Here is a 21,303-nt window from a genome sequence, read left to right as displayed (position 1 = left end):
AGATGGCCTCATGCAAACCCCTCTACGGTGTGAGGCGTGAGCAGCAGCGGCCTCATCTACGCAGTCATCGTCGGGGCCTGGGCCGCCTACTTGGTGCCGATGTGGCTCCGTAGGCAGGACGAGCTGAACGAGGCCCGTCCGACGGAACGCTTCAGCACCGCCATCCGGCTGCTGTCCGGACGGGCGGGGATGGAGCGCCGATACGCCAAGGACCTGCGGTCGCGCTCCGCCCACGAGGGGGAGCCCGACACCGACGCACCCGGCGCCGTCACCGACTCGGTGGACGTCCGGGCCTTTGCCATGCCTCCGCTGCGCCGTCAGGCGCGCGCGCAGGCCGAACCGGAGGTGTCCGCCCCGGCGGCCAAGTCGCCGTCCGCCCCCGCGGTCAAGTCGCCGTCCGTCCCGGCGGCCAAAGCAGCGACGTCCGACCCCGCGGTCGACTCCCCTTCCGCCTCGGCGGCCAAGTCCCCGTCGGCGCCCGCGCGACAAGGTGTCCCGGCCGCGCGGCGCGCCCCCTCGGCGCAGGCCGCCGCGGCGCGCGCCCGGCGCTCGAAGGTGCTCGCGCGTCGTCGGCGCACCACGGTGATGCTCTTCCTCGCCTTCACGCTCGGCGCGATCGTCGCCGCCGTCGGCGGGCTCGCCTTCCTGTGGGCGCCCGGCGTGCCCGCCGTCATGCTCAGCGTGTACATCGCGTATCTGCGCACCCAGGAACGCCGCCGGTTCGCCTACCAGATGGACCGGCGCCGGGCCGAGGCCGCGGCGCAGCGGCTCAGGGAGCGCCAGCCGCGCCGGCGCGCGCCCCTGGACCCGGGCGCCACCGCCGACGAACCGGACGAGGGACCAGAACCGGAGACCGACCCCGGGCTCTCCGCGCTCGCCGCCGACCGACGTGCCCTCGTCGAGCAGACCGACCACGCCGAATGGGTCGACCAGCAGCGCGAACGGCAGCGCCGCCCCGGGCACGGCGACAGCTGGGACCCGGTGCCGGTACCGCTGCCCACGTATGTGACCGCGCCGGTCGCGCCCCGGGCCACGTCCGATGTGGACCTCGCGGCGCCCGATGCCTGGAGTTCCGCGCGCTCCAGCTCCGTGGTCCCCGAGCGGGAGCCGGAGCAGGCCGCGTCCGCGCCCGGTGCGACGGCGGAGGATCCGGCGCATGCCGAGGAGGACAAGCCGGCGGCGGACGGACGTACTGACGCGCGCCGGGCCGCCTCCGCCCGCAGGGCGCGCGAGCGCGGACGCACCCCGCTGTTCGACCAGTACGAGGACGGCGACCGGCCGCGCGCGGCCAACGAGTGACGAACGAGTGACGGCGGTGCCCGCGGCGGTCCGGGAAACCTTCCCGGACCGCCCCGAAACCCGGCCGCCGACCAGTCCGGGAACGGATTTCCAAGCACCCCGAGGGGGATGCTAAAGTTTCACTCGTTGCAAGGGCCTGTGGCGCAGTCCGGTAGCGCACCTCGTTCGCATCGAGGGGGTCTGGGGTTCAAATCCCCACAGGTCCACGCAGCTCAAAGCCCCGGTAGGGATCTCCCGACCGGGGCTTTGACGTGCCGTACAGCAGCGAAGTACAGCAACTACTTCGGATCTTGCTTCCCAAGGTGCTTGCCCAGCTTGCGCAGTGCCCGGCGGGTGGCCTCCGACGGGACGTGCGTGTACACCTCCATGGTTACCGCGATCTTGCTGTGCCGAAGGATCTGCATCGCCACACGAGGATGCACGTCCAGCGCGGCGAGCAGCGAGCCGCACGTGTGCCGGGTGTCGTGCAACCGGATCCGCCGGACGCCGGCGCGGCCCGATCGATCCTCGAACCGGCGGTTGAAGTTGCGCGGCTCGAACGGCGTGCCGTAGCGCGTGGTGAACACGAAGTCGTTGGCCGTCCACAGCTCCCCGGCCGCCTGCCTGGAGACCTCCTGTTCTTTCCTCCGCAGTTGGAGCGCAGTGACGCAGATCTCCGGAAGCGGGAGCGTCGCGGTCGACGCCTCGGTCTTGGTCTCGTCATGGATAAGGCGCCGGTTGATCCGCTGTAGCTGCATCTGCACCGTGATCTCTCCGGCGTCCAGGTTGACGTTCTCCCAGGTGAGGCCGAGCACCTCACCGCGCCGGAAGCCCAGGACCAGGATCAGCACGTATGCCGCGTACAGCGGATCATGGGCCGTGCTCGCCGCTTCGAGGAACTGCCGAGCTTCCTCGACCGACCACGGGTGCCGCTTCGTCTTCCGCGCCGACCGCACCTTGACCAGGCCCGCGACGTTCTTCGAGATCAGCTCTTCCGTCATCGCGTTGGTCAGAGCCGACCGCAGGACCGCGCGCGCATCCTGCACCGTGCGACGGGACGGGATCCGCTTGCAGCACTCGCCGGCCGCGCAGCAGCGCGGTGTGTCCCGCTTCGCATCCAGCCCCTGGGCGCAGCACTGGCACTGTTCCAAGAGGGCGTTCACCCAGCTCCGCACGTCCCGCACCGTGAGCTTGTCGAGCCGCTTCGAGCCCAGCCCCGGCACGATGTAGAGCCGGGTGTGCATCGCGTACGTCTCGGCCGTCTTGGGCTTCAGATCAGGCTCTACGACCTCCCGAAGCCACCGCGCGAGGTACTGCGCCAGAGTCGGCGAAGACGTGGCCACCGGCCCTTCCTTGGCCTCCGCGTGCAGTTTGATCCACTTGTGGTGGACCTCTTCGCGGGTCGGGCCGTACACGTACTTCCGCTTGCGCTTGCCCTCCGGGGTGTCGACCCAGACGTACGCGGCGAAGCCGTTCCGGTACGGGTAGATCGAGCCTTCACCGTTGCCCCGCTTGCCGCTCATGCTGACACCCCCTCAGATGCCGAGGTGACGCGCTGGATGTAGTCGTCCACCCATTCCGGCAGGATGCGCCGGTTGCGGCCGATCTTCACCGAGCGGATCTCTCCGGTGAGCACCAGCATCTTGGTCTTGGAGAGGCCGAAGCCGAGCATGGCCGCAACCTCCGCTGTGCTGTGCCACTTCGGCGTGATCACGGTCATGGTCATGCTGCGAGTTCCTCCCATTCGAGCTGGTCTTGCAGGGCTTCGCGTGCGGTCTCTCGGTTCAGGCGGATCTCCTTGGCGATCGTTGCGGCTAGCCAGGACTCTCCCGGCGTGTGGCCTTGTCCGGCGTAGGTCCAGTGGGCGAGCACGAGCGTGGAGCCCTCCGAGTCGTCGAGGTCTTCGGAGAGCCCGCATTCGCGGCGTTCCTGCCGGGCCCGGTAGTCGGCTCGCACCTGGCGCAGCGCGCTGAGGGTGGTGGAGTAGCGGCGGGACTTCGTGGAGAAGTGCCCGCGGAAGCCGAGCATGTGAGCCCAGCGCGCCAGCATTCGGTCCGGGTACGCGTCGTCCAGGTCCCAGCACGCTTCGATCAGGCGCCGGGTGTGCGCGGGCAACGGCAGCTTGTCCAGCTCCGAGATCTCCCCGATCCGGTGATCCACGGTCCCCGTGGTCTCAGCCGCCTTCGTGGCGTACTTCGCGACGTAGGACGCGACCGCCTGTTCCGTCAGCTCCTCTTGGCCCAGGGCGCCGATCGGTTGCACGTCGACCTGGGAGCCCCACCGCAGCACGCGGGCGGGGAAGTCCCCGGCGGCCGGGACCGGCACGGAGACCCGTCCGGCAGCAGCCCGGATCGCGTCGTCCAGGAGAGCCGTGGTGGCCCACGCCGGCGGGGAGGTATCGGGCCCGTCGGGACCGTCCAGGCGCACCACCGCGTGGAAGTGCACGGCGCCCCGCTTTTGGAACTCGGCGACCTTGCCGAAGGAGACCCGGCACACCTCCCTCATGGCCGACTGGGTCAGGCCCGCACGGGCAGCGATCTCACGAGGCAGGTAGATCGTGAACCGGCGCCACAGGTCCCCGGCGAAGTTGTTGAACAGCACCGCCCCGGCGTAGTCGTACCGGCCCGGCTCCAGCGCCGTCCCCAGCACCGGGTCACCCTCGCTGTGCGAGCTACCGCAGCGGCAGCGCCCAGAGTCCGGCCGGTTGTGCACGGGCCCGAACGACGGCGCGGTCAGGGTCGCGAAGACCCGGGGGTGATCCCGGACCACGGCGGAGACGCCCTTGTTCGCATCGCCGGTGATCCCGGCCCGGATCAGGTGATAGGTGTCGCCCGCGTAGGTCCAGGCGCAGGCAGGGCAACGGGAGGCCCGCCGGTTCCCGCACGCCACCCGCAGCATGCCGCCCGGCTCACTCTCGGTGCTGTAGGAGTACAGGACGTCATTGGTCGCGCGGTCGCGGGTGGTGGTCTGGCCCATGAGTCGGATCGGGTGGGAGCAGCCGCCCGTACGGCGGATCTGCTCTTGCCAGCGGTCGAAGCCGGGCGAGTTCGCCACCCGCAGCAGGTCGGCCATGGTCAGCGGGTCGGTGCCCAGAGAGGCCGCAGCACCGGCCACGGCCTCAGGGGCGACGGGGAACACCGTCACGCGGCACCGCCGTCCTGGCACATCGGGCACGGGCGGTAGCCCTCCTCGTACCAGCCGGATGCGTCATCGATGACCCAGTTGGCCCAGAGCTTGCCTGCGCCGTCGCACTTCGGGCACGGCCCGTCGATGACGATCGGAAGGTTCCGCGCGGCCAGGGCAACCGTGATCCACGAAACGGTGGTCGCTGCCATGGACTCAGCGGTGTCCAGGCGACGCTTCGAAGGGAACCGCGCCTTGTGGCGACGCTCGATCTCCGGAGTCGTCATGTCGCGCAGCCACAGCTTGCGGTGACCCGCCAGGAAGGACGCCCGCCGACGGATCTCTTCACGGCCGAGCCGAGCAACGCCCTGGGCGATCCAGTCGACCAGGTTCCAGTCCAACGGCCCCTGGTAGCGGTAGCGCATCGGCATGTCCGAGGCGTAGAGCGCAACCGCACGTTCCATGTTCGACAGCTCTTCGGCTAACGCGGTGACCGGGCCAGCCTGCGGAGCGTCCAGCGTTGCGGGCATGATGGAACTTCCCTTCACGGGGACGAGGGGGCGGCGGATCTGCTTGGCGGTAGGAGCGCCGCCCCCGGCGATACGACATGTACTGATTCCCGCCCTGTCGCAGCGGCGGGTACAGCTCTATAGTGTTCTAGAGCACCGACACCGTCAAGGGGTGTACTGAAGTGCTTTAGAACAGGAGCTGAAATCATGTCCGGAACATCGCCCGCTCTGCCGCCGTACCGGCGCATTGCCGCGCAGATCAAAGGGCAGATCGAGCGTGGCGAACTTCGTCCGGGCGACCGCATCCCGTCAGTCCGTGACATCGTCCGCGACGAAGGCGTGTCGGTTGCCACGGCAACCCGCGTCGCAGGGGTTCTGCGGGCAGAGGGGTATGCGGAGACCATCCAAGGGATTGGAACGGTGGCGCGTATGCCCAGCAAGATCACGACTGGTCCTGACCGACTCCAGCTCCAGCGGACTACCGGCAGCGGCTTCAGGCCCGGAGAGCGGGTCGAGATCGTCAGTGCCGATGTAGTCCCAGCGAGCGCCGAAGTGGCCGACGCACTCGGAGTCGAGGAGGGTAGTCCCGTAGTTCAGCGACGCCGGCGCTACCTGGACGAAGACGGAGTGATCGCACTCTCTACGTCCTGGTTGCCGAAGGAGCTGGGGGAAGCCGCCCCGGAGCTGACGTCAACGGGACCGTTGCCGAAGATGACGTTCGGTTTGATCGAAGATCGGACGGGGCGTCGAGCGGTCAAGCGGCGGGACGTTGTGTCTCTTCGCTCCGTACCCGAGGACGTCGCACCGCTCCTTGCCCTTGAAACCGGAACCCTGGCCCTGACCATGGCAAACACCTATTGGGACCAGTACGGTCAAGTCACCGAGTTTGCCCGTGACTTCATGGGGCCCGACCGTGAACTTGCTGCCGACTACGATCTTGAGTAGCGACCGGCAGGCGCAGCGGCTGTAGGCCCAGTTACGGGTTTCTCTACCTCATCAAGCCCCGCCGTTCCGGCGGGGAGGGTGATCCGTCCGCCACGGCCCGCAGGTCCAACGGAGCTCCCAGCCGTCGCGCACTCGGGAGAAACAAGACCCGACAGCACCACCATGGGACACATCAGCTCTCCCACGCTTCACGGCCCCCAGGGCTTGAGCCTCCACTCCCGGTCACCGGCCTACAGCGTCAGGGGACCTGGATGGGGGCTCTTGGCCTTCGGCCATCCGGTCGCGCTGGCCTGACGGCACCGGCCGCCGCCGCGCAGATCACTCCCCACGGGCCCGCACGCGGGCCGGCGCGGACCTCGGGGCTCGGGGCTTCGCTCCTGCCTTCGGCCCGCGCGCCCCGGCCCCGGCCCCGCGCCACACTCAACAACCCGGGGGTGATCACGCTTCACGCTCTGGCCCGCCTCGGGCCGATACACCGGACCAAGCCTGATCCCCATCCCTGTCACCACACCGCCAGGCTCGACCTGGAGAGACGGCACAGCCACACGGGACTTCACGCATGATCAGCCACGAACCCAAAAGACAGCCTGATCCAAAAGCAGGTGCGCGACGGCTGGGAGCTCCGTTGGACCTGCGGACCGTGGCGGGTGAGATCGTGGCTGGCTGGGGTGATCGACTCCGTGACTTTAGCCAGCCACTTTGGGGGGAGCCTCGCAGATCATGGCCCCAACGTCGTGCTTTAACGGGCAGGTCCACAGACTGCCCGACGCGCCATCAGCTTACGGGGCCATGATCACTCCCCCCAAAGCAGCTCCCGGCCAAAGTCACTCCATCGATCACGTGGGCAGGCTCATGATGTACGTGGTTTCACGTGAAACGTCGGATTCGATCAATTGGCTTGCGTATAGGGTGAGTTGAGGTGACCAGGTGGCGGGTCAGACCCGCTGCGGTACAGCACGGAAGTACAGCAACCGTGGCAACCGATCGCGACCGTTCGGAACCGCTACCATCCTCGTGAGCAGGGCGGGAGCCCTCAGCGACCTTCGTGCCTGTAGTTCGCATCGAGGGGGCCAGGGGTTCAAATCCCCTCAGGTCCACGCATCATGGAGCCCCAGTCGGCGGTGTCGGCTGGGGCTTCGGTGTGTCTAGAGGGGCTTCGCGTAGCAGTGGCTCGACTCGTGGTGGCGGTAGTAGCCGAACTTGACGCACGGCGTGTAGCCGCTGGAGACGTACAGGGCGATGGCCTCCGGCTGCTTGGTGCCCGTCTCCAGGACCATGCGGACGCGGCCGGCGGCGCGCGCGTCCTCCTCCAGGGCGGCCAGCAGGCGGCGGGCCAGGCCGCGACCGCGCATCTCCTCGATCACGAACATCCGCTTGAGTTCGGCGTCGCCGTCCTCGTTGCCCTCGCCGTTCTCGTCCTTGCTGCGCCAGCCGCCGGTGGCCACGGGCCGGTCGTACTCGTCGTAGGCGATCAGGTACAGGCCCCTCGGCGGGGTGAAGTCCGACGCGTCCAGGACCGTGGCGTCGCCGCCGTCGCCGTAGCGCAGGTGGTACTCGGCCTGGACCTCGTCGTTGAGCTTGACGGCGTCGGGGTGGTCGAAGGGAACGCGGCGTATATTCATGCTGGGCATCGTACTTCTATGCAGAGGGGGGACGGGGTCTCGTCCAGTGTGCCGGTATCGTGCCCTGGTGCTGACAGTGACCTCGGTGAATGTGAACGGGCTGCGGGCCGCGGCGAAGAAGGGCTTCGTGGCGTGGCTCGCCGGAACCTCCGCGGATGTGCTCTGTCTTCAGGAGGTGCGCGCCGAGCCGCAGCAACTGCCCGAGGATGTGCGGCAGCCGCACGGCTGGCATGTCGTGCACGCCCCGGCCGCCGCCAAGGGGCGCGCGGGCGTCTCCCTGTACACCCGGCGTGAACCCGACCGGGTCCAGGTCGGTTTCGGCTCGGCGGAGTTCGACGCGAGCGGGCGGTATGTCGAGGCCGACCTGCCCGGGGTCACCGTCGCCTCCCTCTATCTGCCCTCCGGAGAGGTGGGCACCGAACGGCAGGACGAGAAGGTCCGCTTCATGGGCGAATTCCTCGCCTACCTGAAGCGGTTGCGCGCCCGGGCCGCCGCCGACGGCCGTGAGGTCGTCGTCTGCGGCGACTGGAACATCGCCCACCACAACGCCGACCTCAAGAACTGGCGCGGCAACACCAAGAACTCGGGCTTCCTGCCGGAGGAACGGGAGTGGCTGGGCGCGGTCCTCGACCCCGCCGGCGGCGGTTACGTCGACGTCGTCCGCTCCCTGCATCCCGACGTCGAGGGCCCGTACTCCTGGTGGTCCTACCGCGGCCGTGCCTTCGACAACGACAGCGGATGGCGCATCGACTACCACGTCGCGACGCCGCAGCTCGCGTCCAGGGCCGTCAAGGGCTTCGTGGAGCGGGCGGCCACGCACGCCGAGCGCTGGTCGGACCACGCCCCGGTGACGGTCGTCTACGACCTCTAACCCGGCCCGCTCCTCCGTCAACTCCGTTTGCGCAGGCGTCTGTCCAGGGCCAGGGAGAACTCCGCTTCCAGGACGCTGCGGGCCAGGGGGCGCAGACGGTCGACGCCGTCCTCGGGGACGTGGCGCAGGACCAGTTCGGCGAACATGTCGGCCAGCGCGTCGGCGTGCTCGCGTACCCGCCCGCCCGCGGTCAGCACCTCGGCGAGCGGGATGCCCTCGCGGACCAGGGCGGACGACACGTCCAGCAGTCGGCGGCTGATGTGCACGAGTTCGTCGCCGTCGGTGCCCAGGTAACCCAGTTCCATGGCGGCGGCCAGGTTCTCCGGGGTGACGTCGCCCTCGAAACGGGCGGCGAGTTCCTGCGGGGTGAGGCGGACCGGCTCCTCCTCGCTGGGCCCTTCGACGCCGAGCAGATCGGCGACGTCCCGGCCGTGCTCGAAGGCCTCCGCCAGCTCGGCGATGCCGCTCAGGGTGTGGCCGCGCTCCAGCAGCGCCGCGATGGTGCGCAGCCGGGCCAGGTGGTGGTCGTCGTACCAGGCGATGCGGCCCTCGCGGCGGGGCGGCGGGATCAGCTTGCGTTCGCGGTAGAAGCGCAGGGTGCGCACCGTGATGCCGGCCAGTCGGGCCAGCTCCGCCATGCGGTACTCGCGGGGGCCTTCGTGCCGGTCGCCGCCGTGCCCGTCGCGCCGTCCACCGTCTGCTGCCACCTGCGCAGCCTAGGCCGTACCGCCGGTGACTTCCTTCTCGCGCCCCCTACCCAGCGGTACGCGGCTGCCCTACCCTCCCATTGCGCCAGTGTTCACTGGCGTAATCCGCTGCGATGCCTGGAGGCTGCGGGATGGCCGAGCACGAGCATGTACGGGTGGCGGTGATCGGGTCGGGATTCGGCGGGCTGGGCGCCGCCGTGCGGCTGCGCCGCGAGGGGATCACCGACTTCGTCGTCCTGGAACGGGCGGACGGCGTCGGCGGCGCGTGGCGGGACAACAGCTACCCCGGGTGCGCCTGCGACGTACCGTCCCACCTGTACTCCTTCTCCTTCGCGCCCCACCCCGAGTGGCCACGCACCTTCTCCGGACAGGAACACATCCGCGCCTATCTGGAGCAGGTCACCGACATCTTCCGGCTGCGCCCGCACCTGCGCTTCGACTCCGAGGTGAAGAGGGCGACCTGGGACGCGCGGCGGCTGCGCTGGCACATCGAGACCAGCGGCGGCCCGCTCTTCGCCGACGTCGTCGTCTCCGCCACCGGACCGCTGTCCGACCCTCAGATCCCCACCGTCCCCGGCCTCGACTCCTTCCCGGGCAAGGTCTTCCACTCGGCCCGCTGGGACCACGGCTACGACCTGCGCGGCCGGCGCGTCGCCGTGGTCGGCACGGGCGCCTCCGCGATCCAGATCGTGCCGTCCGTCCAGCCGCTCGTCTCCCGGCTCACCCTCTTCCAGCGCACCCCGCCGTGGGTGGTGCCGCGCGTCGACCGGGCCATCAGTGGCGTCGAACGCGGGCTGCACCGGCGGCTGCCGTTCACCGCACAGGTACGGCGCGGACTGCTGTGGGGCATCCGGGAGGCGCAGGTGCAGGCGTTCACCAAGCACTCCGACGAACTCGGCCTGGTCGAGCGGCTCGCCAAGCGCAATATCGCCCGCGCCGTCAAGGACCCCGCGCTGCGCGCCAAGCTCACCCCCGACTACCGGTTCGGCTGCAAGCGGATCCTGCTGTCCAGCTCCTACTACCCGGCCCTCGCCCGGCCGAATGTCGACGTGGTGGCCGGCGGGCTGAGCGAGGTCAGAGGTGCCACGGTCCTCGCCGCCGACGGCAGCGCGGCCGAGGTCGACGCGATCGTCTTCGCCACGGGATTCCATGTCACCGACATACCGATCGCCGAACGGGTCGTCGGGGCGGAGGGCAGGACGCTCGCGCAGTCCTGGAAGGACGGCATGCGGGCGCTGCGCGGGTCCTGCGCGCCCGGTTTCCCCAACTGGCTGACGATCATCGGGCCGAACACCGGTCTCGCGAACTCCTCCATGGTCCTGATCATCGAGTCCCAGCTGAACTATCTGGCCGACTTCCTGAGGCAGTTGGACGTGCTCGGCGGGCGGGCCGCCCTCGACGCCCGCCCGGGCGCCGTGCGCGCCTGGAACGAGCGGGTCCAGGAGCGGTTGAAGCGCACAGTGTGGAACACCGGCGGCTGCACCAGCTGGTACCTGGACGCGAGCGGCCGCAACACCACCGTCTGGCCCGGTACGACGACCGAGTTCCGGCGGGCCACCCGGCGGGTGGACCTCGCCGAGTACGAGGTCCTGCGGGTGTCCGCCCGTGCCGAGGCCCCGGCGGGGGTGGGGGCGTGAGCCGGCTGACGCGGCTGGCCGCGGGCCCCTACGCGCCGCCCGCGCCCGCCCGGGAGCCGACGCTTGTCTTTGCCGACGGCGCGCGGCCGCACGCCGAGGCGCACGGCCCGAACGACGCACCGCCGCTCCTCCTCGCCCACGGCTGGGTCTGCTCGACCGCCTTCTGGTGCGACCAGCGGGGCCACGGGCGCAGCCCGACGAGCCCCGTCTGCTCGCCCCGGGCGCCGGCGGACGACCCGGAGGCAGCGCTCGCCCACACGCTCGCGCCCGGCGAACGGGCGGTGATCGTAGGGCACTCCATGGGCGGCATGACCGTGCCGACGGCGACCGCGCGGCCCCGCTTCCGCGAGCACGCCCCCGCCATACTGCTGTGCGGCACGGGCAGTTCACGGCTCGTCGCCGAGGCCCGCGTGATTCCCATGCGCGCCGGGCGCGGGCGCACCTGGCTCACGGCGCGCGTCCTCGGCTCGCGCACCCCGCTCGGACCGGTCACGTCGATGGCCCGGCGGATCCTCAAGTACGCCACCACGGGCGCCGGTTACGCCCCGGCCATGGTGGAGGCGTGCGCGCGGATCGTGCACGCCTGCCCGTGCGGCGCCCGGCACGCCCGGTCGCCGGTGCTGAAGCGGCTCGATCTCCACGACGGCGTACGGGAATTGGCGGTGCCCACGGCGGTGATCGCGGGCCGTGCCGACCGGCCCACGGCGGTGATCGCGGGCCGTGCCGACCGGCTCACCCCGCCGGTGCACGCACGGGCCATCGCCGCCGCGCTGCCGCACCGCGCCGGTCTTACCGAACTGCCCGGCCTCGGGCACATGCCCCCCGTGGCGGCGGCCCCCGACCTGGTCACCGGGCGGATCCGGGAACTCGTCACGACCTGCCTCCGGCAGACGCGGAACACGACAGGCGCCGGGAGCACGACAGGCGCCGGGAGCACGACGGGGGCCGTAGAGACGGTGGGTGCCGTACGGACGGCGAGTGCCGTACAGGCGGTGGGTGCCGTAGACACGACAGGCGCCGTGGAGATGCCAGGTGCTGTTGACACGACAGGCGCCGTGGAGACAACTGGCGCCGTGGACGGGGCGGGTGCCGAGGACACGCGGGCCAAGGAGGACGCATGAGCAGGGTCGGCCTCGAAGGACAGGTCGCGGTCGTCACCGGAGCGGCGCGCGGCGTCGGCGCACTGCTCGCCCGCAAACTCTCCGCGCGCGGCGCGCAGGTGGCGCTGGTCGGGCTGGAGGCGGACGCGCTCAAGGACGTCGCCCGGCGGCTGCACGGCACGGGCGGCCACTGGTACGCCGATGTCACCGACCAGGAGGCGATGACCCGTGTCGCCGGCGAGGTCGAGGAGCGGTTCGGGAAGGTCGACATCGTCGTCGCCAACGCGGGCGTCGCCACCGGCGGCCCCTTCGCCGACTCCGACCCGGACGCCTGGCGGCGGGTGATCGAGGTCAATCTGATCGGCTCGGCGGTGACGGCCCGCGCGTTCCTGCCGGCGCTCACCGAGAGCCGCGGGTATCTGCTGCAGATCGCCTCGCTCGCCGCGATCACCCCGGCGCCGATGATGACGGCGTACTGCGCGTCCAAGTCGGGTGTGGAGGCGTACGCGCACAGCCTGCGCGCCGAGGTCGGCCACCAGGGGGTGCGGGTCGGGGTGGCCTATCTGTCCTGGACCGACACGGACATGGTGCGCGGCGCCGACCAGGACGCGGTCATGCGGGAGCTGCGGCAGCGGCTGCCGTGGCCGGCCGACAGGACCTATCCGCCGGGGCCCGCGGTGGACCGGATCGTCGCCGGGATCGAACGCCGGTCGAGCCATGTGTACGGGCAGTGGTGGCTGCGCGGGATGCAGGGCGTACGCGGCTGGCTGCCGGGGCTCATCGGAACGGTGGGCCAGCGCGAGATGCGGCGGTTCGCGCCCCGGCTCCAGGGGTTGCGCACGGGACTCGTCGGCGCGGGCGGTCAGGCCGACGAACAGGAGCGGGCTACGCACGGTAACTGATCGACATGCGCGCCGTGTCCGGCCATGTGAATCTGGTCGGGGCCCACTGAGGGCCCCAACCCCCCTCACCCTCACGGGAGTGAACCCACATGGGTATCAAGGACCAGTTCCAGGACAAGGCCAAGAACATGCGGGACCAGGCCGAGCAGAACATGCGGGAGAAGACCGGCCAGCGCGGTCAGCAGAAGTCCGGCAAGCCGCAGTCCGAGCGTGGCCGCCAGAACCCGCGGGACACGCACGACACCGAGCGTGAGATGCACGACCGCATGGACCAGGACTACGACGCCTGACGCCACGGTCGGCCATCGGCCACAAGGGGCGCCCCGGACGCGGGGCGCCCCTCCGCCTGCCCCGGCCCGCCTCGGTCGGGGACTTCTCGTGGCCGGCGTGGGGCTCAACTCCGGGTCTACGGCCTGCCTGTGGCGGGGTGGCAGCCGTTTGCGGCGGAGTGGTCATGGGCGGGGTGGCAGGGCCGGGCGGGAGCGGTCGGGGATCTCGCTGTGGTCGGGCGGGGTCGCCACGGGCCAGGTGTCCAGCAGATCCATGGCCAGCCGGATCGCCTCGTCCATCTCGACATGGCGGCCCTCGGCCCAGTCCAGGGGCGTGCGCAGGGACTCCACGTCCGGGGCGACGCCGTGGTTCTCCACGGACCAGCCGTACGCGTCGAACCAGGCCGCGTTCATCGGCACCGTGATCACCGTGCCGTCGCCCAGCCGGTGCCGCTCGGTGATGCCGACCACACCGCCCCAGGTGCGCTGACCGACCACCGGGCCCAGCTTCAGCAGCCGGATGGCGGCCGTGATCATGTCGCCGTCGGAGGAGGTCGCCTCGTCGGCGAGCGCCACGATCGGGCCGCGCGGCGCGTTCGACGCGTACGACACGGGCTGGGCGTCGCGGGTCAGATCCCAGCCGAGGATCGTCCGGGTCAGCTTCTCGACGACGAGTTCGCTGATGTGCCCGCCCGCGTTGCCGCGCACGTCCACCAGGAGCGCGGGCCGGGACACCTCCATGCGCACATCGCGGTTGAACTGGGCCCAGCCGGAGCCGCCCATGTCGGGGATGTGCAGATAGCCGCACCGGCCGCCGCTCAACTCCCGTACCACTTCACGGCGTTTGGCCACCCAGTCCTGATAGCGCAGCGGCCGTTCGTCGATCAGCGGGACGACGGCCACCCGCCGCGACCGCTCACCGGGGCCCGCCACGGGGCCGGTGGGGCCGGTCAGTTCGTCCCCGGCGGGGCAGTGGGCGAAGGTCAGCTCCACGGTCGTGCCGCCGGCGCCCGCCAGCAGCGGGTACGGGCCCGCCACCGGGTCCACCGGCCGCCCGTCCACATGCGTGAGCACGGCGCCCTCCCGGATACCGGTGCCGGCCAGCGGGGAGCGCGCCCGTGAGTCGGAGGAGTCACCGGGCAGGATCCGCTTGACCGTCCAGTGCCCGTCCCGGCAGACGAAGTTGGCGCCGAGCAGGCCCTGGTAGCGCTGGTAGTGGGGCGGGCCCTCGTTGCGGCGGGCCGGGGTGACATAGGCGTGGGAGGTGCCCAGTTCGCCCAGCACCTCGCGCAGCAGGTCCGCGAAGTCGTCCGGGGAGGCGACGCGTTCGACCAGCGGCCGGTACTGGTCGAGGACCGCGTCCCAGTCGATGCCGCACATCCCCGGGTCCCAGAAGTAGGCCCGGATGAGCCGGCCCGCCTCCGCGAAGGACTGGCGCCACTCGGCGGGCGGGTCGGCCTCGTGCAGGATGCGGCGCAGATCGATCCAGACCGTCGTGTCGGCGTCGCCGGGCTCGGTGGACGGTACGGCGTGCAGTTCGCCCTCGTCGACCACGACCAGCCGGGTGCCGTCGCCGCTGACCGTGAACCAGTCCAGATGGCCGACGAGTTCGGACCGCTTCGCCTTGGTGATGTCGAAGTGCTCCAGGGTCGGGCGTCCGCTGATGTCGGCCGGGTTGGCGAAGGTCTCGCCCAGCGCGCCCGAGATCGGCCAGCGCAGCCAGACCAGGCCGCCGCCCGCCACCGGGTGCAGCGCCGAGTACTTGGAGGCGGTCACCGGGAACGGGGTGACCCGGCTCTCCAGGCCCTCGACCTCGACGGTCACCGCGTTGCCGTCGCCGGGCCCGCCCTCGGCGGGGTCCAGGCCGCCGGCCGCCGGGCGTCCGTCCGGGTTCAGCGCGAACGGGGAGGGGGTGGCGGACGACAGCGGCACCAGGTAGGGGCGGCAGCCGAGCGGGAAGGACAGGTCACCGGTGTGCACGTCGTACACCGGGTCGAAGCCGCGCCAGGACAGGAACGCCAGGTAGCGGCCGTCCCGGGTGAACACCGGGTTCTCGTCCTCGAAGCGGCCGTCGGTGACGTCGACGATCAGCCGGTCCGCCTGCCCGGTTCCGGGGACGCGGGCCATCTTGATCTGCCGCAGCGAGCGTCCGATCCCCGGGTGCGACCAGGTCACCCAGGTCCCGTCCGGGGCGAACGCCAGGTCCTTCACCGGGCCGTTGACGGACCGGATCAGCTCGATGACCCCGCCACCCCCGGCCCCCATCCACGAGCCACCCCCGCCGTCCCCGGAATCCCCGGCGTCTCCAGCGTCCCCCGAGCCCCCGCCTTCCCCTTCCCCCAAGCCTCCAGCTTCCCCGGCGCCGCTAGCTATCCCGGAGCCCCCCGAGCCCCCGGTATCCCTCAAGTCCCCGGTGGGCTCGGCGGTTTCGGTGGTGTTGATGAGGAGCAGGCGTCCGTCGTGCGCGGCGACGGCGAGGCGTTCGCCCGAGGGGTCCGAGACCAGTTCCAGGACCCTGCCCAGCCCTTCGGGGGCCAGCCGGCGCGGTGCCTGGTCGCCGCTGGCCCTCGGCAGTCGGGCGATCTCGATCCGGTCCTCGCCCTCGGCGTCCGTGACGTAGGCGATCTGCCCGGTGGAGCCCAGCATCGCCGGCAGCCGGACCCGGACGCCCGGGGTGTCCGCGAGGGTGCGGGCCGGGCCGTCGCGGTGGGTGAGCCAGTACAGGCTGCCGCGCACGACGACGGCGCTGGCCCGTCCTGTCTCGTCGACCGAGACGCCGTCCACGTGCTGCGCGGCCGGGACCTGGTAGCGGCGGCGGCCGGCCCGCGGGCCGGACAGCCGCACGTCGAGCCGGCGCGGCACGGCGTGCGGCGACAGGTCGTCGACGAGCCACAGATCGCCCCCGCACTGGTACACCACCCGCGTCCCGTCGCCAGCGGCGTGCCGGGCGTAGAAGGCGTCGTGGTCGGAGTGGCGGCGCAGGTCGGAGCCGTCGTACGCGCAGGAGTAGAGGTTGCCGACGCCCTCGTGGTCGGAGAGGAAGGCGATCCGGCCGGCCACGAACATCGGGGAGTCCAGGTGGCCGCCGAGATCGGCGAGCAGCCGCCGGCCGTGCAGCCACAGCCGGCCCATGGCGCCGCCCCGGTACCGCTTCCAGCCGGCCGGTTCGTGCGGCGGGGTGCCGGTCAGCAGCAGGGTCCTGCGCTCGTCGGCGATGTCGGCGACCTGGATGTCGCTGACCGGGCCCCAGGGGAGTGTGCGGCCCGGGTCGCCGTCGGTGGAGACCTTGTAGGCCCAGGAGAAGTAGGAGAAGGGCTGGCCGTGGGAGGCGACGGCGAGGATGTCGGACGCGCCGTCCGGGCCGGGCGGCGTCCAGCCGCAGACCCGGGTGTCGGCGCTGCCCCAGTACGTCAACTGCCGCCCCGGTCCGCCCTCGACGTCGGCCAGGTGGATCTCGGGTACCAGGCTGTGCCAGGTCGTGTAGGCGATCCGGCGGCCGTCGGGGGCGAAGCGCGGGTGGCCGGTCTTGGCGCGGTCGACGGTGAGCCGCCGGGCGCGGCCCGGACCGTCGAGGGGGGCCAGCCACAGGTCGTCCTCGGCCACGAAGCACAGCAGGTCGCCGCTGAGGTGCGGCAGGCGCAGATAGCTCACCTCACCATGCTTTTCCGCCGTCTGCGCACGGGCAACTTATCCGGAACTGACGGACGTGACCCAGCGCACGTACGAAACCGTTTCGTTTCGATGACGGGGTGCGCTACATTCGTCTCGTACGACACCCTGTCGTTCGGAGCAGGAGGGCGAGAGATATGACTGGGGCATCCAGGGGCGCGGCGACGGCCGCTCCGGTGGAGCCGGTGCTCGCACCGGGGCGTCGCAGTCGGATCACCCCCGAGCGCGAGGCCGAGTTGTACGAGGCCGTGCTCGACCTGCTCCGGGAAGTCGGCTACGACGCCCTCACCATGGACGCCGTGGCCGCCCGCACCCGGTCCAGCAAGGCCACCCTCTACCGACAGTGGGGCGGCAAGGCCGAGCTGGTCGTGAAGGCCATCCGGCACAGCAAGCGGGGCAGCCTCGAAGAGATCGACACCGGATCGCTGCGGGGCGATCTACACGCCCTGGTGGCGGCCGACGACGACTGCGAGATCGAGCGGAACTCCGCCCTGATGCGCGGCATCGCCATGGCCATGCACAACAACCCGGATCTGCGCGAGGCGTTCCGCAACCAGCTCGTGGAACCCGAGATGAACGGATTCCACCAGGTGCTGCGGCGCGCCGTCGACCGCGGCGAGGTCCGCCCGGACTGCCCCGCGCTGGAATTCCTCGTGCACATGATGGTCGGCGGCCTGGCCACCCGAGCGCTGCTCGACGACCAGCCACCGACCCAGGCATTCCTCACGTCGTACGTCGACGCCGTGGTGCTCCCCGCCCTCGGCGTGTCCACCGACTGACCACCCCCCACCTTCCCAGCCCCACCTGACGTCACCGCTCACGTCGTCGGGCCGATCACCTCTGCCCCACGGGCCGATCAGCCCTGCCTCATGGGTCGCTCACCCCTGCCCCACGGGTCGATCACCCCTGCCCTGAAACACCCCACGACTGACCGGGAGTACGCCCTCGTGGCCACGTTCCTCTACAAACTGGGCTGGCTCGCCTTCAGGCGACGGCACTTCGTCGCCCTGATCTGGGTGGCGCTGCTGACCCTGGCGGGCATCGGCGCGGCCGGCGCGCCCGCGGCCGGCAACAGCTCCTTCTCCGTCCCCGGCACGGAGGCACAAAAGGCCTTCGACCTGCTGGAACAGCGCTTCCCCGGCATGAGCGCCGACGGCGCGACCGCCCGCGTCGTCTTCAAGGCGCCGAGCGGCGAGAAGATGACCGACAAGGACAACAAGGCCACCGTCGAGAAGACGGTGAAGGAGCTGGCGGACGGCTCCGAGGTCTCCTCCGTCGCCGACCCGTACACCGGCAAGGCGGTCAGCAAGGACGGCACGATCGCCTACGCGTCCGTGAAGTACAAGGTCTCCGGCATGGAGCTGGAGGACTCCTCACGCGATGCCCTCAACCAGGCCGCCGAGGACGCGCGGGACGCCGGGCTGACCGTGGAGATCGGCGGTGACGCGCTCAGCGCGACACCGGAGACCGGATCCAGCGAGGTCATCGGCATCGCGGTCGCCGCGGTCGTCCTCGTCATCACCTTCGGCTCGCTGCTCGCGGCCGGGCTCCCGCTGCTGACCGCGCTCATCGGCGTGGGCATCGGCGTCGCCACCATCACCGCACTGGCCAGCGCCCTCGACCTGGGCTCGACCACCTCCATCCTGGCGATGATGATCGGCCTCGCCGTCGGCATCGACTACGCGCTGTTCATCGTCTCCCGCTACCGCGCCGAACTCGCCGAGGGCCGCGAGCGCGAGGACGCCGCCGGGCGGGCCGTCGGCACCGCGGGCTCCGCGGTGGTCTTCGCGGGCCTCACCGTCGTGATCGCCCTGGTCGGTCTGTCCGTCGTCAACATCCCGATGCTGACGAAGATGGGCGTCGCGGCCGCCGGCACCGTCGCCGTGGCGGTGCTGATCGCCCTCACCATGATCCCGGCGCTGCTCGGCTACGCCGGCCGCAGGATCAAGCCGGCCGGCGAGAAGAGCAAGCTGCTCGGCGGCCGGCGCAAGGCCGAGCAGCCGCACAAGGCCGGCCGGCCGAACCTGGGCACCCGCTGGGCGAGCTTCGTCGTGCGGCGTCCGGTCGCCGTCCTGCTGCTGGGCATCGTCGGCCTCGGCGCCGCGGCGGTCCCGGCCACCTTCCTGGAACTGGGCCTGCCCGACGACGGCTCCCAGCCGACGTCCACCACCCAGCGCCGCGCCTACGACCTGCTCTCCGAGGGCTTCGGGCCCGGCTTCAACGGCCCGCTGATGGTCGTCGTCGACGCGCGCGACAGCGACCACCCGAAGGCCGCCTTCACCGAGGTCGGTGACCGGATCAAGGGCCTTGGGAACGTCGTCACGGTGACCCCGCCCGCGCCCAACGAGGCCGGTGACACCGCGACCATCACCGTGATCCCGGACTCCAAGCCGTCCTCCACCGGCACCGAGGACCTGGTGCACGCGATCCGGGACACCGGCGCCGACATCACCCGCAGCACCGACGCCACGGTGCTGGTCACCGGCTCGACGGCGATGAACATCGACGTCTCGCAGAAGCTGAACGACGCGCTGCTGCCCTATCTGACCCTTGTCGTCGGCCTCGCGTTCCTGCTGCTGATCGTGGTCTTCCGCTCCGTGCTCGTGCCGCTGAAGGCGGCCCTCGGCTTCCTGCTGAGCGTGCTGGCCGCCCTGGGCGCCGTCGTCGCCGTCTTCCAGTGGGGCTGGCTGTCCGGCCTGATGGGCGTCGAGGAGACCGGCCCGGTCATGTCGATGATGCCGATCTTCATGGTCGGTGTGGTCTTCGGCCTCGCCATGGACTACGAGGTGTTCCTGGTGACCCGGATGCGGGAGGCGTACGTCCACGGGGAGAAGCCGAACCAGGCCGTGGTGACCGGCTTCAGGCACGGCGCCCGGGTCGTCACGGCCGCCGCCGTGATCATGATGGCGGTCTTCGCCGGCTTCATCGGCTCCAGCGAGTCGATGGTGAAGATGATCGGCTTCGGTCTCGCGGTCGCCGTGTTCTTCGACGCCTTCATCGTGCGCATGGCGATCGTGCCGGCGGTGCTCGCCCTGCTCGGCAGGCGGGCCTGGTGGCTGCCCCGCTGGCTGGACCGTGTCCTGCCCAATGTGGACGTCGAGGGCGAGGGCCTGCGCGCCCTGGACGACGACCGGCCCCGGGACGAGGACCGGGAGCTGGTACGCGCCTGACGCGCATCGCCTGACACAGGAACCGGCCGGTGAGGGACCGTGGGGACGGGGCTGCCCTCACCGGCCTCCCTGTGTCCCGGGCGACGCCCGAACCTCGCGGGAGACGGCCCCGAATGCGTTCGCCCGCCGCCGCCCGTCCCGCTACGGTGCACCCATGCCCCCCACGACGCCGACAGCCGCCACTGACGCCGAGGGCTCCGGAGCCCACCCCCGGTTCGCCGCCGCCCTGGACGAACTGGGCCTCAACGACCTGCACGCGCGCATCCGGCGCTTCCCGGACGCGACCCGCACCGCGGCCGAGGCCGCCGCCGCGATCGGCTGCGAGCTGAGCCAGATCTGCAAGTCGCTGATCTTCGCTGTGGACCGGGAGCCGGTGCTGGTGCTCATGGACGGGGCGTCCCGGGTGGATGTCGAGCGGGTCCGGGCGGAACTGGGCGCGCGATCCGTCACCCGGGCCGAGGCCGAGGTCGTACGGGAGACCACCGGGTACGCCATCGGCGGAGTGCCGCCCTTCGGGCACCGGACGCGGACCCGGGTGCTCGCCGATCGCTCGCTGCTCGGCCACGACCTCGTGTGGGCGGCCGCCGGCACCCCGCACACCGTGTTCCCGATGGCCCCGAAGACGCTGATCGCGCATGCCGGCGGCACCCTGGTGGACGTACGCGAGCGCACCTCCTGACCGCCTCCGGCCCGCGGGGACGGCGAGCGTCAGTCCGGCTGCTCGTCGGGCACCCAGCGCAGCACGTCGCCGGGCTGGCAGTCGAGGGTGCGGCAGATCGCGTCGAGCGTCGTGAACCGCACCGCCTTCGCGCGTCCGTTCTTCAGTACGGCGATGTTGGCGGGCGTGATCCCGACGGCGGCGGCGAACTCGCCCACCGACAGCCTGCGCCTGGCGAGCTGCACATCGAGGTCCACGATGATGGCCATCAGATCACCTCGGCGATCTCGGTCTGCAGGTCCGTCGCCCTGCGCAGCAGGCTCCGCATGATCACGACGAGCATGGCGAACGCCGTCCCGACCCCGACGCAGGCCGTGGCGGCGCCCAGGGCGCCGATCACCTCCATGCCGTCGTCCGGTGAGGGGATGGAGGCCAGCGCCAGATGCCCGGTGACCCCGGCCGCCAGCAGCGTCGCCACGAGCGAGGCCCCGATGATGGTGTCGACCCACCGGAAGGCCAGCGGGGTGAAGATCGCGCCGCGCCGGACCATGGCGAGCAGCCGCCACACGGCGACCAGCGCGACCTGGACGCAGGCGACGCCGGCGATCGCCACCGTCACATAGGGGGCGGCGAACGGGCCGTACGGCGGGAACCGGTCGACCTCGTCGGCCGCCGTCGTCGGGATGACCACGATCTGGGCGAAGAGGCCGCCTAAGATCGCCGCGGCGATACCGGCCCGGAGGGCGGCTATGAAGAGACGATGCATCTGTCGATTGTCGATCGGAATCGATCGAAAATCAATCGACTGGTGTGTGTGTCGCACCGGAGCGGGAATCCGCGAGC

The 21,303-nt window shown here is 71.2% G+C and carries 19 protein-coding genes and 1 tRNA gene; 11 read left to right on the top strand and 9 right to left on the bottom strand.

Translation table 11 applies throughout. The annotated features are described in order from the left end of the window. Positions 1-36: 36 nt before the first annotated feature. Positions 37-1,299 carry a divisome protein SepX/GlpR gene (sepX, locus tag ABT245_RS16645; RefSeq protein WP_351734086.1) on the top strand — a complete coding sequence of 421 codons (1,263 nt, stop codon included), beginning with the start codon at positions 37-39 and terminating at the stop codon, positions 1,297-1,299. A 132-nt stretch (positions 1,300-1,431) separates the two neighbouring features. Next, a tRNA-Ala gene (locus ABT245_RS16640) sits at positions 1,432-1,505 on the top strand. Positions 1,506-1,577: 72 nt separating this feature from the next. Here the strand turns inward: ABT245_RS16640 and ABT245_RS16635 are convergent. The 4 genes from ABT245_RS16635 to ABT245_RS16620 are packed head-to-tail and all read right to left on the bottom strand — an operon-like array spanning position 1,578 to position 4,931. Continuing rightward, positions 1,578-2,801 carry a site-specific integrase gene (locus tag ABT245_RS16635; RefSeq protein ID WP_351734084.1) on the bottom strand — a complete coding sequence of 408 codons (1,224 nt, stop codon included), beginning with the start codon at positions 2,799-2,801 and terminating at the stop codon, positions 1,578-1,580. Beyond that, positions 2,798-3,004: a helix-turn-helix domain-containing protein gene (locus ABT245_RS16630; protein WP_351734082.1), complete on the bottom strand. Its 207-nt coding sequence runs from the start codon at positions 3,002-3,004 to the stop codon at positions 2,798-2,800. Before ABT245_RS16630 ends, ABT245_RS16635 begins: the two co-directional genes overlap by 4 nt. Beyond that, positions 3,001-4,392, bottom strand: a complete 1,392-nt coding sequence (repSA, locus tag ABT245_RS16625) for a replication initiator protein RepSA (protein ID WP_502982139.1) — start codon at positions 4,390-4,392, stop codon at positions 3,001-3,003. The genes ABT245_RS16630 and repSA overlap by 4 nt, the downstream gene beginning before the upstream one ends. A 26-nt stretch (positions 4,393-4,418) precedes the next feature. Then, the gene (locus tag ABT245_RS16620; protein WP_351734078.1) at positions 4,419-4,931 is read right to left on the bottom strand and encodes a hypothetical protein; all 513 of its coding nucleotides are present in this window, start codon (positions 4,929-4,931) and stop codon (positions 4,419-4,421) included. Between the two features lie 186 nt (positions 4,932-5,117). Here ABT245_RS16620 and ABT245_RS16615 point away from each other — a divergent pair, with 186 nt between their 5' ends. Further along, a complete protein-coding gene (locus ABT245_RS16615) occupies positions 5,118-5,855 on the top strand; it encodes a GntR family transcriptional regulator (RefSeq protein WP_351734076.1) in 738 nt (245 codons plus the stop codon). A gap of 1,145 nt (positions 5,856-7,000) precedes the next feature. On the opposite strand, the gene ABT245_RS16610 is transcribed toward ABT245_RS16615, so the two are convergent. Next, the gene (locus tag ABT245_RS16610) at positions 7,001-7,477 is read right to left on the bottom strand and encodes a GNAT family N-acetyltransferase (RefSeq protein WP_351734074.1); all 477 of its coding nucleotides are present in this window, start codon (positions 7,475-7,477) and stop codon (positions 7,001-7,003) included. Between the two features lie 67 nt (positions 7,478-7,544). On the opposite strand from ABT245_RS16610, the gene ABT245_RS16605 reads away from it, so the two are divergent. Continuing rightward, positions 7,545-8,348 carry an exodeoxyribonuclease III gene (locus ABT245_RS16605; protein ID WP_351734072.1) on the top strand — a complete coding sequence of 268 codons (804 nt, stop codon included), beginning with the start codon at positions 7,545-7,547 and terminating at the stop codon, positions 8,346-8,348. Positions 8,349-8,365: 17 nt separating this feature from the next. Here ABT245_RS16605 and ABT245_RS16600 read toward each other — a convergent pair whose 3' ends face one another. Then, a complete protein-coding gene (locus ABT245_RS16600; protein WP_351734194.1) occupies positions 8,366-8,986 on the bottom strand; it encodes a MerR family transcriptional regulator in 621 nt (206 codons plus the stop codon). Positions 8,987-9,186: 200 nt separating this feature from the next. Between ABT245_RS16600 and ABT245_RS16595 the strand changes: the two genes are divergently transcribed. From ABT245_RS16595 to ABT245_RS16580, 4 genes are all read left to right on the top strand, one after another. Further along, a complete protein-coding gene (locus ABT245_RS16595) occupies positions 9,187-10,692 on the top strand; it encodes a flavin-containing monooxygenase (protein ID WP_351734070.1) in 1,506 nt (501 codons plus the stop codon). Further along, positions 10,689-11,813: an alpha/beta fold hydrolase gene (locus tag ABT245_RS16590; protein WP_351734068.1), complete on the top strand. Its 1,125-nt coding sequence runs from the start codon at positions 10,689-10,691 to the stop codon at positions 11,811-11,813. Before ABT245_RS16595 ends, ABT245_RS16590 begins: the two co-directional genes overlap by 4 nt. Continuing rightward, entirely contained in the window at positions 11,810-12,694 is an 885-nt protein-coding gene (locus tag ABT245_RS16585; RefSeq protein ID WP_351734066.1) for an SDR family oxidoreductase, read from the top strand. The genes ABT245_RS16590 and ABT245_RS16585 overlap by 4 nt, the downstream gene beginning before the upstream one ends. An 89-nt stretch (positions 12,695-12,783) precedes the next feature. Continuing rightward, on the top strand, positions 12,784-12,984 hold the full coding sequence (locus tag ABT245_RS16580) for a hypothetical protein (RefSeq protein ID WP_351734064.1): 201 nt from the start codon (positions 12,784-12,786) through the stop codon (positions 12,982-12,984). Positions 12,985-13,146: 162 nt separating this feature from the next. On the opposite strand, the gene ABT245_RS16575 is transcribed toward ABT245_RS16580, so the two are convergent. Beyond that, positions 13,147-16,614, bottom strand: a complete 3,468-nt coding sequence (locus tag ABT245_RS16575; RefSeq protein WP_351734062.1) for a S41 family peptidase — start codon at positions 16,612-16,614, stop codon at positions 13,147-13,149. Positions 16,615-16,769: 155 nt separating this feature from the next. Here ABT245_RS16575 and ABT245_RS16570 point away from each other — a divergent pair, with 155 nt between their 5' ends. The 3 genes from ABT245_RS16570 to ABT245_RS16560 all read left to right on the top strand — a co-directional run bounded on the left by ABT245_RS16570 (position 16,770) and on the right by ABT245_RS16560 (position 20,481). Continuing rightward, the gene (locus tag ABT245_RS16570) at positions 16,770-17,411 is read left to right on the top strand and encodes a TetR/AcrR family transcriptional regulator (RefSeq protein WP_351734060.1); all 642 of its coding nucleotides are present in this window, start codon (positions 16,770-16,772) and stop codon (positions 17,409-17,411) included. Between the two features lie 168 nt (positions 17,412-17,579). Continuing rightward, positions 17,580-19,802: an MMPL family transporter gene (locus tag ABT245_RS16565; RefSeq protein ID WP_351734192.1), complete on the top strand. Its 2,223-nt coding sequence runs from the start codon at positions 17,580-17,582 to the stop codon at positions 19,800-19,802. A gap of 154 nt (positions 19,803-19,956) precedes the next feature. Next, positions 19,957-20,481, top strand: a complete 525-nt coding sequence (locus tag ABT245_RS16560) for a YbaK/EbsC family protein (RefSeq protein WP_351734058.1) — start codon at positions 19,957-19,959, stop codon at positions 20,479-20,481. Between the two features lie 29 nt (positions 20,482-20,510). Here ABT245_RS16560 and ABT245_RS16555 read toward each other — a convergent pair whose 3' ends face one another. Both ABT245_RS16555 and ABT245_RS16550 read right to left on the bottom strand, forming a co-directional pair. Next, positions 20,511-20,729, bottom strand: a complete 219-nt coding sequence (locus ABT245_RS16555) for a helix-turn-helix domain-containing protein (RefSeq protein WP_351734056.1) — start codon at positions 20,727-20,729, stop codon at positions 20,511-20,513. Further along, positions 20,729-21,226 (bottom strand): DUF2975 domain-containing protein, encoded by a 498-nt coding sequence (locus ABT245_RS16550; RefSeq protein WP_351734054.1) that lies wholly within the window; start codon positions 21,224-21,226, stop codon positions 20,729-20,731. Before ABT245_RS16550 ends, ABT245_RS16555 begins: the two co-directional genes overlap by 1 nt. Between the last annotated feature and the right edge of the window lie 77 nt (positions 21,227-21,303).

The sequence above is a fragment of the Streptomyces sp. NPDC001508 genome, from assembly GCF_040298665.1.
Classification (GTDB): Bacteria; Actinomycetota; Actinomycetes; order Streptomycetales; family Streptomycetaceae; genus Streptomyces.
The sequence above is the reverse complement of the archived record's forward strand: the minus strand, read 5'-3'. Positions and strand labels throughout refer to the sequence as shown.